The sequence below is a fragment of the Chitinophaga sancti genome (genome assembly GCF_034424315.1).
In the GTDB taxonomy this organism is placed as follows: domain Bacteria; phylum Bacteroidota; class Bacteroidia; order Chitinophagales; family Chitinophagaceae; genus Chitinophaga; species Chitinophaga sancti.
Window position 1 is genome coordinate 5,116,091 of record NZ_CP139972.1, and the last position, 13,572, is coordinate 5,129,662.

General features: G+C 45.0%; 14 protein-coding genes. 3 read left to right on the plus strand and 11 right to left on the minus strand.

What is annotated here, in order from left to right:
- Positions 1-166: 166 nt before the first annotated feature.
- The 7 genes from U0033_RS19770 to U0033_RS19800 form a co-directional block, all read right to left on the minus strand.
- On the minus strand, positions 167-577 hold the full coding sequence (locus tag U0033_RS19770; protein WP_072358367.1) for an OsmC family protein: 411 nt from the start codon (positions 575-577) through the stop codon (positions 167-169).
- Positions 578-871: 294 nt separating this feature from the next.
- A complete protein-coding gene (locus tag U0033_RS19775) occupies positions 872-1,399 on the minus strand; it encodes a YceI family protein (protein ID WP_072358369.1) in 528 nt (175 codons plus the stop codon).
- Between the two features lie 262 nt (positions 1,400-1,661).
- Positions 1,662-2,561, minus strand: a complete 900-nt coding sequence (locus U0033_RS19780) for a helix-turn-helix domain-containing protein (protein WP_072358371.1) — start codon at positions 2,559-2,561, stop codon at positions 1,662-1,664.
- The gene (locus U0033_RS19785) at positions 2,558-3,346 is read right to left on the minus strand and encodes a segregation and condensation protein A (protein ID WP_072359028.1); all 789 of its coding nucleotides are present in this window, start codon (positions 3,344-3,346) and stop codon (positions 2,558-2,560) included. The genes U0033_RS19780 and U0033_RS19785 overlap by 4 nt, the downstream gene beginning before the upstream one ends.
- Before the next feature lie 69 nt (positions 3,347-3,415).
- Positions 3,416-4,357, minus strand: coding sequence for a DUF3078 domain-containing protein (locus tag U0033_RS19790; RefSeq protein WP_072359030.1), 942 nt, complete (start codon positions 4,355-4,357; stop codon positions 3,416-3,418).
- A gap of 162 nt (positions 4,358-4,519) precedes the next feature.
- On the minus strand, positions 4,520-4,960 hold the full coding sequence (gene mscL / locus U0033_RS19795; protein ID WP_072358373.1) for a large conductance mechanosensitive channel protein MscL: 441 nt from the start codon (positions 4,958-4,960) through the stop codon (positions 4,520-4,522).
- A gap of 109 nt (positions 4,961-5,069) precedes the next feature.
- Positions 5,070-5,816 (minus strand): PPK2 family polyphosphate kinase, encoded by a 747-nt coding sequence (locus U0033_RS19800; protein WP_072358375.1) that lies wholly within the window; start codon positions 5,814-5,816, stop codon positions 5,070-5,072.
- Positions 5,817-6,009: 193 nt separating this feature from the next.
- On the opposite strand from U0033_RS19800, the gene U0033_RS19805 reads away from it, so the two are divergent.
- Entirely contained in the window at positions 6,010-6,873 is an 864-nt protein-coding gene (locus U0033_RS19805) for a DMT family transporter (RefSeq protein ID WP_072358377.1), read from the plus strand.
- A 113-nt stretch (positions 6,874-6,986) separates the two neighbouring features.
- Here the strand turns inward: U0033_RS19805 and frr are convergent, their stop codons facing one another.
- On the minus strand, positions 6,987-7,550 hold the full coding sequence (gene frr / locus U0033_RS19810; protein WP_072358379.1) for a ribosome recycling factor: 564 nt from the start codon (positions 7,548-7,550) through the stop codon (positions 6,987-6,989).
- A gap of 158 nt (positions 7,551-7,708) precedes the next feature.
- Positions 7,709-8,857, minus strand: a complete 1,149-nt coding sequence (locus tag U0033_RS19815) for a glycosyltransferase family 4 protein (RefSeq protein WP_072358381.1) — start codon at positions 8,855-8,857, stop codon at positions 7,709-7,711.
- Positions 8,858-9,035: 178 nt separating this feature from the next.
- On the opposite strand from U0033_RS19815, the gene U0033_RS19820 reads away from it, so the two are divergent.
- The gene (locus U0033_RS19820; protein ID WP_072358383.1) at positions 9,036-9,872 is read left to right on the plus strand and encodes a transketolase; all 837 of its coding nucleotides are present in this window, start codon (positions 9,036-9,038) and stop codon (positions 9,870-9,872) included.
- Between the two features lie 95 nt (positions 9,873-9,967).
- On the opposite strand, the gene U0033_RS19825 is transcribed toward U0033_RS19820, so the two are convergent.
- Positions 9,968-11,194 (minus strand): ABC transporter permease, encoded by a 1,227-nt coding sequence (locus tag U0033_RS19825; protein ID WP_072358385.1) that lies wholly within the window; start codon positions 11,192-11,194, stop codon positions 9,968-9,970.
- 17 nt (positions 11,195-11,211) lie between these two features.
- Positions 11,212-11,586: a 30S ribosome-binding factor RbfA gene (gene rbfA / locus U0033_RS19830; protein ID WP_072358387.1), complete on the minus strand. Its 375-nt coding sequence runs from the start codon at positions 11,584-11,586 to the stop codon at positions 11,212-11,214.
- A 144-nt stretch (positions 11,587-11,730) separates the two neighbouring features.
- Between rbfA and U0033_RS19835 the strand changes: the two genes are divergently transcribed.
- Positions 11,731-13,560: an ABC transporter ATP-binding protein gene (locus tag U0033_RS19835; protein WP_072358389.1), complete on the plus strand. Its 1,830-nt coding sequence runs from the start codon at positions 11,731-11,733 to the stop codon at positions 13,558-13,560.
- Positions 13,561-13,572: the final 12 nt, after the last annotated feature.

Below are 13,572 nucleotides of genomic sequence, written 5' to 3' on the forward strand. Positions count from 1 at the left end.
AAATTATTGATGGCAACTTCAGCATTTATCACTGTTAATGCCTGTATCTGCACCTCATGAGGATATCTATTTTTTATCGCAGGTAAGCGTTGTACATCCAGATCACTTTTCCTGCTCGCGGATATAAGTGGTGATTAAATCACGGGCCGCAATAATTTCAATACACTTACGCTAAACTCGCATCCAGTGTAATCTCAGTATTCAACAGCTTGGAAATCGGACAATTCGTTCTCGCTTCCTCCGCCAGTTCTGCAAACTTCGCTGCATCCAGGCCCGGCACCGTCGCTTTCAGTTCCAGGTGACTCCCCGTTACCGCACCATTCTCCAGGGTCACCGTCGCTTTCGTATCCAGGTTCTCAGGCGTAAATCCCGCGCCGGAGATCAGGAAACTCAGTTTCATTGTAAAACAGCCCGCATGCGCAGCTGCAATCAGTTCTTCAGGGTTTGTACCATTGCCATCCTCAAAACGGCTCTTATAAGAATACGGGGTACTGTTCAGCACAGTGGATTGTGTAGTAACTGTTCCTTTCCCATCCTTGCCTGTACCTTGCCAGTTAGCAGAAGCATTTCTCTTCATGATTCAGTTTTTTGTGAAGTTTAAATAATGTATTTGTAGGGATCTCTAAATTACTACTTCTTTTATTCTTCCCAACTCCGCACCCACGTAGATTTTTCTCTACATACAGGGAACAAAAAAGCCGCCCCGGCCGGGGCGGCTACTCACTATTTCTGGCAATCTATCCTTCAAAAAAAGTTATGTTCCAAAGGCCACACATTTTCCACACACACTGCTTCGATTGTATTATTGCTTATTCCGTTCTGCTGTTACTTAATTCCAGTCGGATTGCCAGAAATCTTCCACTATTCCTGATTACGCTTGCTTCACTAACTGCACACTTGCCAGCAGTTTTACCTCTTCACCCAATAACAGACCACCATTGTCGGTAGGACCGTTGAATGTAATGCCGTACTCTTTTCTCGCGATTTTACCTTTTACTTCAAAGCCAGCCTTGGTCTGTCCATATGGATCCTTAACGATACCGCTGAACTCTACATCCAGTTCTACTGGTTTGGTCACACCACGCATTGTCAGGTCACCAGTTACTTTATAACGCTCGTCGTCTACTTTCTTAACACCGGTAGACACGAAATTCAGTTTAGGATATTGTGCTGCATGGAAGAAATCTTCTGCCTGCAGGTGCTGATCACGTTGCTCATTATTAGTAGTGATGCCAGCTACTTCAGCTTCGAACGCAATCTTAGCATCAGCAAAATCATCGCTGCTGCTTTCTACAGTAGCATCATACTTTTTGAAATAACCAGTTACGTTTGTGATCATCAGATGCTTAATCTTGAATTCTACATCACTGTGAGATTGATCAATTTTCCAGATTGCCATAAAATAAGAGTTTTAGTTTTTTTGAATGTTTTTAAATATCTGAAGGATTAATTGCCTTGTTCGTTGTTTGATGATGTAAAATTACTCGTTGCAACAAATATTCGGAATGGATAAAAAGATGAAAGTGGTGGACTTTTTTATTTCAAGTAATTAATGAATTGATTATCAATAAAAAAGTTTCAACCTTTTTTAATTTGGATAGGGAAGAAAACCGGCTGCATTACAATTTTCGATTGCAGCGGGGGCAAACCAGTCATATTTATCAAATAGCCAGTTTCCCGGTCTCTTTGAATTCAGAAGGCGTTTGACCGGTATATTTCTTGAAAAAGCGACTAAAATAATGGGGATCTTCAAAACCTAGCCTGTAAGCAATCTCTTTTGCTGACAGGTCAGTATTATATAAATAACGCTGTGCCTCCAGGATCACCCGGTTGCGGATATGCTCACCTGCCGTAATACCTGATTGTTGCTTGCTGATCTCATTCAGCAATACCGGCTTCACATGCATGAGGCCTGCATAATCCGATACATTCTTCAGCGTAGTATATTTCTCTTCGATGAGGTTCTTAAATTGTAAAAATAAGGAGCTGTTATGCGATGCATGCTGATCAGGGGTCGCGATCATACTGCTGCCCTTGATACGGGAGGCCAGTACCAGGAAATAGCGCAGCAATCCGTGCAAAGCCGTATCAAAACCCGGCTCCTGGTCCTTCACTTCCTTTTTCATTAGTTGTACCAGCATCTCAAAATCCCTTTCCTGCTCAGGTTGCAGGGTGATTACGGTACTGAACTGATTATTGAAAAAGAGGGAGGAATTAATACCCATCAGCGAAGCTGCCTGGTCTTTCAGGCACATAAATGCATCCTGAAACGCGATCATATAGCCTTCCACTTTTTCGCTGAAGGTCATCGTATGTACCTGGCCCGGAGCCAGGAAATACAGTGTATTCTGATTCACTTCGTATGTCACTGCATCAATAGTCGGCTCCATATGTCCTTTCTTGATCCAGTAAATTGTATAAAAATCGTGACGATGAGGTTTTCCATTGGTGGCAAAAAAGCTCTCCTTCAGCTCACACAGACTGGAGGCAACAAAATTGTTGTCGGCCTGCGCATACGCCGGTAAAGAGACGATTTCGATATGTTCCTTTTTGTCACTCATTCCATATCCAGTGTTCCCGCTACTTCCAGTTCACGGTCTTCAGGTTCTATAAAGTCGATTATAAAATTGTTCCGGCCTTCGCCTACCATAATGGTCATATACTTCATCTGCACCAGTTCCAGCATGCCCAGGAAGAGGAAGATGGCGTGCACCCTGTCCTGACAATGATCGAAGATCTTTTCGAATGCCAGGGTTTTCTCTCTCGAAGCCAGTTCTATCATGTAATGACGGGAACCCTCCATGGTGTAGTCATATTTATATACAACGTGCTGCGGTTTATTATCCCGCTGCTTCACCCTTTGCATCACTTTTTCGAAGGTCTGAGTGAGCTTGAAAAGGGTAAGCGTCTGTATTTCAGTACCCTCGCTGGTGATTTCACCGATAGAAGACAACTCTTTGGCAATATTCCCTCTCTTGATCATCAGCATCCTGTCTGCTTCTTTCTCTGCCAGCTCGGCTGCCGCCTGCTTGAAGCGTTTATACTCCAGGATCTTATCGATCAGCTCCTGGCGGGGATCTATCTCCACCCCCTGCTCATCCAGTTCTTTGCGGGGCAGCAGCATCTTGGCCTTGATACGCATCAGGGTAGATACGAACAGGATAAATTCGCTGGCCAGCTCAATGTTGAGTGATTCCAGGTGATGAATATAGTTCAGAAAGTCGTTGGTGATAGTCGTAATGGGGATATTGTAGATGTCCAGTTCGTCCCGCTCTATAAAGAAGAGCAGCAGGTCAAAAGGTCCCTCGAACTGGGGGAGTTTTATCTTATATGAGTTGTCGGCCATAATATTATGATCCCTTCGCCAGGCGAATTCCGGTGAAGGGATCATTCAAAAATAGGAAAAAATTCCCGCTTAAAACTTCGCGGTAAATCCGACCCCTATCACTTCTTTGATCTGTAACCTGGGGCCTGCTACACCTGTTTTAGGATTTACGAAGGACTTCACATCATCATCGTAGATCATATCGAAGGAGATCACTGCAGAGATATATTTATTCACTGCCAGGTTGAGTGAATTAGTCATATAAAGGTCCAGGTTCTGCGGATTGATCCTGTAATTGGAGTAGAGGTCTAACCTGCCCTTGTACACGATACCTTTTGCCAGGGTCAGCACAGTATTGACCGTCAGGTAAGCACCAAACTCAGCTTTCACATGCTTGCCTGTATCCACACCAAATGCTGCCTGGGATGCCAGGTGGTCGTCCATAACAAATACATAACGACCTGTAACAGGTGAGAAGAAGATGGAAAACTGGCCCGTTGGCTTATAGTCCATACCCGGAGAAAGAACAAGGTAGGCAGGGGAGAAAAATCTGGATGCCAGTGTTCTGCTCGTGTCCGTATACAGGAAACCATCTGAGAACTGTGTACGAAGATCGACTAAACCCGACAGGTAAAAGTTCTTACCAATGTCATAACCATATTTGGAAGTAATGGAGATGAGGTCATCGCTTTTGCGGCCTCCCAGGCTGGTGGTATTTACATACCCGTAAGCCAGGTTCAGCACGTTATCCCAGCTATGTTTTCCCTTCTTGTAAAAGGCAAATGCATTAAAGGTAGAAGCCACGGAGAAAGAGAATTTATCACCACTCGCTGCCCAGTTAGTCAGGGTACCCTGGTTTATGTTCAGGTTGAAAATGCCCCCCCTTTTCCATATTTTTTTTGTCGTATCGCTGGCATCTTTCTTAATTTTCCCACTCGCTTCTTCGCGGGAGGTTTTCATCCAGTCTGTCTGTGCATGCAACAGCCCAAAGGCACATACCATTAAAGTGGCCGTCAAAAACGATCTTCTCATTCTATTTTGTGGTTTAAATGCGGGGTCAGCATACATTGAGACCTGTACTGTAGCTTACGAACCGCCTTGAATAATTATTCCTGAACTGCAAAAGTAAAAAACTCTATAAAAAGCTACAAGGGGTTGCCATCGGCAACCCCTTGTAGCTTTTTATACCAGTACTTATCTTTTTTTCAGTTCGTCTCTGATTTCCATCAGCAACTTCTCTTGTGGGCTAGGTTCGGGAGGAGTAGCAGGTGCTGCAGGGGCTTCTTCTTTTTTCCGGGTGAGGGCGTTGATCCCTTTTACCAGCAGGAAGATGCAGAAAGCAATGATGATAAATTCGATTATTGACTGAATGAAGAGACCATAAGATAATACAGGGGCTCCTGCTTCTTTTGCCTTGGCAAGGGATTCAAAACTACTTCCCTTACTATCATTGAGCAGGAAATACTTTTCCTTGAAATCTACCTTACCGGTCAGAATACCAAGAATCGGCATAAAGATGTTATCTACGAGTGCCGATACAATCTTACCGAATGCAGCACCAATGATCACACCGACCGCAAGATCAACCACATTCCCTTTGGTGGCAAAATCTCTGAACTCTTTGAAAAAACCCATATAACAAACTTTTTTAGGTGACACGAACAAATTGCAGGTCCAAGATAATACAATGATTTATATGAATGACTTAGCCAGACTCCTGTGCTGAGCTAATAGTGAAATGCATTTAATCTTTTAACTCCGGGTACTTCATCTTCAATCCCAGCAGTGTATCCTTCAACGTTTTCGCCACTACGTATTCCTTATACCAGTTATCATCTGCCGGTACAATTATCCACGGCACTTCATTGCAATGCTCAAATATATCTTCATATGCTTTCCTGTACTTCTTCCAGAACTTCGCTTCTATCAGATCTCCCTTATTGTACTTCCACATTTTTTTGGGATTGGTAGTCCGCTCCTGCAGGCGCTCTGCCTGCTCCTCAGCCGATATATGCAGATAGAATTTCAGGATCGTCGTATTCCCATGCGCGGTCAGTAATCTCTCAAAATCATTGATTGCACTCATACGTTTCATAATCACTTTATCATTCACCCATTTATGCACCCGTTGCACCAATACCTCCTCATAATGAGAACGATTGAATACCATAATCATGCCTTTGGGTGGTGCATGCTGATGTACCCGCCATAAAAAATCATGATCCTGTTCCTGCTCAGTAGGCACCTTAAAAGCCTTTACATTTACTCCTTCCGGGTTCATTGTACTCATTACTGAACGGATAGCACCATCTTTTCCGCTGGCATCCATTCCCTGCAGCACAATGAGGATGGCATGTTTATGTTCAGCATAGAGCAGGTTCTGTAACTCATCCAGCTCTGCTCTTATCTGCTCGGTAAGGGCCTTGGTCTTGTCTTTGTCCAGTTTTTTGGGAGCTGTGGTATTAATATCTGCTAACTTAATCTTACTCATCTGCGTAGCATTTCTACTTAGTGTAACAAAATATAAACCGAAGTGTTTGAGATTCCAAATGGAATTTCATGCGGCGCTTGCCCAGGGCAAAACAGGGGGATCGGGAAGCGGCCGGCAGCCCGCTAAATTAAATTCAAAATGACACTCTTTTTTTTTCGCGATCTTTGTCATGCCATTCTAAAAAATAAAAAACGTGAGCCAACGAACATTAAACTGGGGGATCTTCCTCCTTTTATCCCTGACCTGGGGTAGCTCCTTCATTCTCATGAAATTGGGTATGGAGCGACTTTCGCCCTGGCAGGTAGCCAGCCTCCGCATGCTATGCGCAGGCATTTCCTTATCGCCTTTCTTTTTCCGTTTTATCCACAAGATACCGGTAAAGAAACTCCCCCTGATCTTCCTCTCTGGTCTATTAGGTAATTTCTTCCCCGCCTTTCTCTTCTGCATCGCGGAGATGCAGGTAGACAGTGGGCTGGCTGGTATCCTGAACGGGTTCACCCCGCTCATGACCTTAGTAACAGGGGCCCTGCTATTCAATAATGCGATCATCAAACGGCAGTTACTGGGCATTAGCGCAGGGCTGATCGGGGTGGTGTTATTATTTGCCTCCCAGGGAATCAGCACGAGTTATTGGTACTACGGTCTGTGGATCCTTGTAGCCACCGTTTGCTATGGTACGAATATCAACCTGGTACGCAGGCATCTGAAGGATTACTCATCAGTACAGGTAAGCGCTATTTCTTTGGGATTCTGTGGCATACTGGCTTTGCCGGTTTTGCTGTATACGAATTTCTTTGCATTACTCAGTGGTCCGGCCATTCCATGGACCTCTATCAGCGCCGCAGCTACACTGGGTATACTGGGTAGCGGGATTGCCACTGTATTGTTTTATTTCCTGATCAGCAAAACAGGAGCTATGTTCGCCAGTATGGTGACTTATGTATTGCCTATTGTGGCGCTGGGCTGGGGCTTCCTGGCAGGGGAGCACATTACGCTTTTACAGATCCTGAGCCTGGGCATCATCCTTGGTGGGGTATATCTTGTAAATAGAAAGTAGTAAAAAGCTTATGAAAAGGGGCATCCTTTAACGGAAATGAAAACCCGTTTTCAGATAAAAAAAGCGGGTGTTTCTAATGAAACACCCGCTTTTTAATATCGTCTGACAACCTGTTAGATCGCCATAATTTCTTTCTCTTTCTGTACACAATGCTTGTCAACCAGCTCAATAAACTTATTGGTCAGCGCCTGTACTTCAGCTTCTGCATCTTTCGCAGTATCCTCACTCAGACCATCTTTCTGCAATTTCTTAATAGCTTCGATCGCATCACGACGGATACTCCTGATAGACACTTTGCCTTGCTCACCTTCACCAGCAGCTCTTTTTACAAATTCTTTTCTTCTTTCTTCAGTCAGTGGTGGCAGGAACATCCTGATGATGATACCATCGTTCTGAGGGTTAATACCGATATTGGAAGCAATGATAGCTCTTTCAATCGGCTGAAGCATATTTTTTTCCCATGGCTGAATGGTCAGGGTACGCGCGTCGGCCACATTGATATTGGCTACCTGGGAGAGCGGAGTAAGAGAACCATAGTAATCTACGGAAATTCCATCCAGAATTGCCGGAGTTGCTTTTCCAGCTCTGATTCTGGACAATTCCAGCTCAAGGTGAGCGATCGCCTTTTGCATGGATTCGCTGGCATCGTCCATGATTAAGTTTAGATCATCTTGCATAGCAAACAAATAATTAAGTGCGTGCAAACCTACAGGAATTATCTGAGATTTTGAAGCGGGGATATAATAGAAATAGAATATAAGAAAGCAGGGTGGACAATTGAAGGCTTTTCATGGCCATTCAAACGGAAAAGTGAGACCTGTAAAACGAATGAGGACTATTTATCCTGTAAAACTCCTTTCGGATTGACCCTGATTGGCGATTTTGGCATTACCTCTACCACTGCCTTTACTTCGTTGACAGTAGCCAGGCTCACCTTGTGCAACATGTTCTCTTTTCTCTTTTTGAGTTGGTATAACACACCTGTAAGGATCAAAGCAGAGCCGATCATACTACCCAGTAACCAGCCAGTACCAATATGTTGGAAATAAAATGCGAAAACAATATAAGCAGCATTCACCCCTACACATACCAGGGTGGTCTGGCGGTGGTTGAGATTCAGTGCCAGCAGGTAGTGATGCAGGTGGTTACGGTCAGCCGCAAACGGAGAACGACCGTGCAGCATACGTATTGCAAATACCCTCATAGTATCGAACAATGGCAGTATTAATATAGCGATTGCAACCGCAGGTACAGACTCCACAGGGAGTTTACCTGCAGGATTACCAGCCACTTCGATGAACTTAATAGTCAGAATTGCATTCACCAAACCTACCATCAAAGAGCCGGTATCGCCCATGAAGATCCTGGCCGGAGAAATATTGTAAATCAGGAAAGCAGCTAAACCGCCTGCCATGGAGAAACCTAATACCGCATATACCAGTTGACCGGTATAGAGGAAATAAGTACCGAGCACGCCGGATACCAGCATGCCTACACTACCTGCCAGGCCATCGACACCATCAATCAGGTTGAAAGCATTGATCACCACCAGGAATGTAAAGTAGGTGAGCAGCAGGCTAAAGTGAGGAGGCAAAGTATTGAACCCCATGAAACCATACATGCTGCTGATCTGTAAATTACTGAGATAAATTACTGCAAAAGAAGCCATTAACTGGCCAATGAGTTTTTTCAGTGGTGTAAGTCCGACAATGTCGTCTTTCATTCCCACCATAAAAATTACAAAGAACGCAGCCACCATATATTGAAATGGAGAATCTGCCAACGCTGGCACACAAACCGCAGTTGCAACAATGAATCCTGAAAAAAACGCTATTCCCCCTAAAGTTGGGATTCGCGACTTATGAGATTTCCGTTCGTCCGGTTCGTCATATAAATGCTTCAGTTCTGCTACCCGGATTAACACGGGGATGGCAAAGTAGGTTATAACGAAACTTAGGACAGTAGCAATTAAAACATTCTCCATTTGGGAGGGACTTGATCTATTTACAAAGATATTAATTTCAAGTAAATGTGTATCACCTTAATCTGAAAATAATAGAGATTGAGAGATACAAAAGGTAAAATCACGGAATTAGGCAAGATTATGTGCAATTGTATTTAAATTCTATTATTTTCGCCTGATCAAAAAATTTGCAAGTATTATGCCACAGTTGAAAGATATAGCTACACAAATCAGAAGGGATATCGTTCGCATGGTGCATGGCTGCCAGAGTGGCCATCCAGGCGGGTCATTAGGTTGTGCTGATTTCTTCACAGCCCTGTATTTCAAGGTAATGCAGCACAAGCCGCAGCCTTTTGATATGGACGGAGGAGATCAGGATCTGTTCTTTTTATCCAATGGCCATATTTCGCCGGTATTTTACAGTGCATTGGCCCGTTCGGGTTATTTTGAGGTATCAGAACTGGCTACATTCCGTCAGCTGAACTCACGTGTACAGGGTCACCCTACTACGCATGAAGGTTTGCCTGGAATTCGTATGGCTTCCGGCTCCCTGGGCCAGGGCCTGAGTGTAGCAATCGGTGCTGCACTGACTAAGAAACTAAATAACGATGACCGTATCGTGTTCTCCCTCCATGGTGATGGTGAACTGGAAGAAGGTCAGAACTGGGAAGCAATTATGTTTGCGCCTCACCATAAAGTGGATAACCTGATTGCAACTGTAGACTGGAATGGGCAACAGATTGATGGTACCGTGGAAGCAGTGGCAGGCCTGGGTGACCTGGATGCAAAATTTGCAGCTTTTGGATGGACTGTGTTGCATATGAATGGAAATGATATGGATGATGTGGTGGCAACGCTGGAGAAAGCAGTTGGTATGACAGGACAGGGTAAGCCGATTGTGATTTTGATGAAGACGATCATGGGTGCTGGTGTTGATTTTATGGAAGGTCATCATGAGTGGCATGGTATTGCACCAAGTGATGAGCAGCTGAAAAACGCTCTGGGGCAATTGCCTGAAACACTGGGAGACTATTAATCTTATTAAATAGCAAAAAAAATCGGGCAGTCACTTCGTGACTGCCCGATTTTTTTTGAAGAGCTTTTAATGCAACCTGTTGCTGCAGAACGAAGTTAAGTAGCTTTTAATGCCACCTGTTGCCGGCCTGCGCGGCGGGCTGGATACCAGCTGGCAGCGACACCGATAACGATGATGGTGACACTGACAAGCAGGAAATCAGAGAGGTGCATGCTGACCGGGTAAGAATTTACCAGGAAGGATTGCCCCTCCAGCTTCACTAATCCAAACCGCTGCTGCAACAAACAAAAGACGACACTGATGAAAAAACCTATCAGTGTACCAATCATTGCGATGATCAATCCCTCTGCCAGGAAGATCTTTGTAATGAGGCTGCTTCTCGCCCCCATAGCTTTCAGTATAGTAATGTCCTTTTGCTTCTCCATGACCAGCATATATAATGAACCAATCATGTTGAAAGCTGCTATCACCATTATAAATGACATGATCACATACACTGCCCACTTCTCTGTTTGCATAATCGCGTACAGCGACTGGTTCTGCTCGTACCTTGTTTCCAAATGATACCCATTACCCAATAATTGTTGCAACCTCGATTTCAGATCATTATCACTTACACCAGGCATGGCTTTGATCTCCAGGGCCGACATTTCATCCTGCGCCATACCCAGCACACCCCGCATGAAGTCGATATGAGTGATCACATATTTACTGTTGAACTCCTGCTGAATAGCAAATGAACCGGCAGGGTAGAGGACCCCGCTGCCCAGTGCTTCTTCCGGTGTAGTCACATTCGTGATATTCCGGCGGGGTAAGTATACGGTAAGGGGAACCAGGCTTCTTTCCACATCTACGCCCAGGGCCATTTCCAGCTCCAGGCCTAACACTGCTCTGTAAGCCAGTTCATCACCTGTATCATAGTGCCCGCGCGCAATGCTTTTGTTCACTGCAGCAACCTTATTGTAATTGCTATCCACTCCTTTCAGGATGGCAATCGTCTGATCGCCATCACCATAACGCAACACCGCCTTTTCTTCAATTACCTCCGTCATGTACGCCACACCTTTCACACCTGCTATCTGCTTTAGTTGGACAGGTGACAGGCGCAGGGATTTGCCGCTCACCGGGCTCACCTTTACGGATGGATAAAAGGAAGAATACAATGACTTCACAAGCCCTTCAAAGCCGTTGAATACGCTGAGAACAATAATCAGGGCGGCCACACCGACTGCAATAGCCGATACACTCACCCATGCAATGATATTGATGGCATTAGTACTCTTTTTGGCACTGAAATACCGGGATGCGAACTGCCAGATCATACTTTTAGCTGAAATTCCTATTTGTTTTCCTTCCCGGCATCGTCATCGTTAATCTTCTTGAACAGCTCTTCCATCTTGAACACGTAATCCAGCGTGTCGTCCAGGAAAAGGGTAATTTCCGGAACACGGCGCAACTGCTTGCCTACACGATTCCCCAGGTCTCTTTTAAGGATACCCATCTGCTCCTTGATCCTGTTTATCATTTCGTGGTTATCCTTAATCTGGAACATGCTCAGGTACACCCTCGCTTCCAGCAGGTCCGGAGTCAAACGAACCGCGGAGATGGAGATCATCCCCCCATCTATCACATTGAATCCATGACGCTGGAATATATCACTCAGTTCTTTTTGTAACAGTTGCCCAATTTGTTTCTGTCTCTTGCTTTCCTGCATATTATTCGAATTGTTAATATTGAGATGTAAAGAAACCAGGGGAACATCACTATTAATATTGTAGTAACTTGCAGCCCTGTTCCAAATCTCTCTGGCAAAGATAAGGAAACACGCATGCGCGATACGATATAAAATAAAGTAAAGATGAAGACATTTTTTAGGTTGCTGGATTTGTCCCGGCCCTATCACCACTACGTTCCGGAGTACATTGTTTATATTATCCTCTATTCCATCCTGGGAATCATGAACTTTACACTCCTCATTCCCATGATGAATGCACTGTTTGACACAGGGCACCAGCAGATCGTGAATCAATTGCCATCCTTCACCTTCAGCTTAGGCTATATTAAAGACGTATTTTATTATTACCTCAACCAACAGCTGGCGACAGAGGCTGGTAAGTTTGGGGTACTGGTATATGTATGTATTATTCTTTTCGCCACTATCGTACTCAAAAACATCTTTGGCTACCTGAGCCAGAAAGTACTGACACGTATGCGTGTAAGCATGGTAAAGAAAATGCGTGAAAGACTGTTTGACCAGTTCAGTACCCAGTCTCTCCGTTTCTTTCACAGTGAGCGTAAAGGAGACCTGCTCTCTACCATCAGCTCTGATGTAGTGGAAGTGGAAAACTCTGTGGTGACCTCTTTACAAACCCTGTTCAGAGATCCGCTGGTGATCATCTCTACATTTATTGCACTGTTTGTCATCTCTAAGGAACTGACCATTTTTTGTATCCTGTTCTTCCCGATCTCCGGCTGGCTGATCAGCAGTGTATCCAAAAAACTGAAAAAACAATCCAATATCAGCCAGGGCCTGCTGGGCCGCCTGCTGAACGTGACAGAAGAAACCCTGTCAGGTATCCGGATCATCAAGGCTTTTAACGGGGAGAAGTTCATCCGTGAAAAGTTTGACAAGGATAACTCAGCCTTTGCCCAAACGGTGAAGAATATCCAGAACCAGCGTGAAATGGCCTCCCCGGTATCCGAGATTCTCGGTGTGCTGGTGGTAGTGGTGATCATGCTGTATGGTGGTTACCTGATCCTGAATCATAAGAGCAACCTGGATCCGGGGATGTTCATTGGTTACCTGGCCCTGTATTTCCAGATCCTGGCACCTGCCAAGAACATTGGTTCTGCCTTTACGGCACTGCCTAAAGGTCTGGCTGCCGGCGAAAGGGTACTACGCATCATCGACCTCGATAATCCCATCAAGGATAAGCCGGATGCAAAGACGCTGCCTGGGTTTAAAGATTCTATCGTATACGACAATATCTCCTTCAGATATAACGAAACACCTGTTATCAAAAACGTTTCCCTTACCATTCCGAAAGGTAAGATGGTGGCACTGGTAGGTAAGAGTGGTGCCGGTAAAACTACCATGGCCGATCTGCTGCCTCGCTTTTACGATGTACAGGGCGGTAAGATCATGGTCGATGGCCAGGACATCCGCGATGTGAAGATGCACGACCTGCGCGCAATCATGGGTATGGTATCGCAGGAGGCCATCCTTTTCAACGACTCTATTTTTAATAATATCGCTTTCGGGCAGGAGAATGCGGACAAAGAAGCAGTGATCCAGGCGGCAAAGATTGCCAATGCCCACGAGTTCATCGTAAAACAGGAGGAAGGGTATGACACCGTGATAGGGGATAGGGGTATGAAACTGAGTGGTGGCCAGCGTCAGCGCCTCACCATTGCAAGGGCAATCTTCAAGAATCCGCCGATCCTGATCCTGGATGAGGCAACCTCTGCGCTGGATACCGAATCAGAAAAACTGGTGCAGGATGCGCTGGATAAACTGATGGAAAACCGTACAACAATCGTGATAGCACACCGCTTATCTACAATCCAGCATGCAGACATTATCGTGGTAATGGACCAGGGTGAGATTAAGGAGCAGGGTACGCATGAGGAACTCATTGGGGTGAACGGTATCTACAAGAAGCTGGTAGAAATGCAGGAGTTCAAATAAACATGGAGAAAC

Excerpts from the sequence above, each read along its gene's own strand:
- U0033_RS19770 (WP_072358367.1), bottom strand. The coding sequence starts at position 577 with ATGAAGAGAAATGCTTCTGCTAACTGGCAAGGTACAGGCAAGGATGGG.
- U0033_RS19775 (WP_072358369.1), bottom strand. The coding sequence starts at position 1,399 with ATGGCAATCTGGAAAATTGATCAATCTCACAGTGATGTAGAATTCAAG.
- U0033_RS19780 (WP_072358371.1), bottom strand. The coding sequence starts at position 2,561 with ATGAGTGACAAAAAGGAACATATCGAAATCGTCTCTTTACCGGCGTAT.
- U0033_RS19785 (WP_072359028.1), bottom strand. The coding sequence starts at position 3,346 with ATGGCCGACAACTCATATAAGATAAAACTCCCCCAGTTCGAGGGACCT.
- U0033_RS19790 (WP_072359030.1), bottom strand. The coding sequence starts at position 4,357 with ATGAGAAGATCGTTTTTGACGGCCACTTTAATGGTATGTGCCTTTGGG.
- mscL (WP_072358373.1), bottom strand. The coding sequence starts at position 4,960 with ATGGGTTTTTTCAAAGAGTTCAGAGATTTTGCCACCAAAGGGAATGTG.
- U0033_RS19800 (WP_072358375.1), bottom strand. The coding sequence starts at position 5,816 with ATGAGTAAGATTAAGTTAGCAGATATTAATACCACAGCTCCCAAAAAA.
- frr (WP_072358379.1), bottom strand. The coding sequence starts at position 7,550 with ATGCAAGATGATCTAAACTTAATCATGGACGATGCCAGCGAATCCATG.
- U0033_RS19815 (WP_072358381.1), bottom strand. The coding sequence starts at position 8,857 with ATGGAGAATGTTTTAATTGCTACTGTCCTAAGTTTCGTTATAACCTAC.
- U0033_RS19820 (WP_072358383.1), top strand. The coding sequence starts at position 9,036 with ATGCCACAGTTGAAAGATATAGCTACACAAATCAGAAGGGATATCGTT.
- U0033_RS19825 (WP_072358385.1), bottom strand. The coding sequence starts at position 11,194 with ATGATCTGGCAGTTCGCATCCCGGTATTTCAGTGCCAAAAAGAGTACT.
- rbfA (WP_072358387.1), bottom strand. The coding sequence starts at position 11,586 with ATGCAGGAAAGCAAGAGACAGAAACAAATTGGGCAACTGTTACAAAAA.
- U0033_RS19835 (WP_072358389.1), top strand. The coding sequence starts at position 11,731 with ATGAAGACATTTTTTAGGTTGCTGGATTTGTCCCGGCCCTATCACCAC.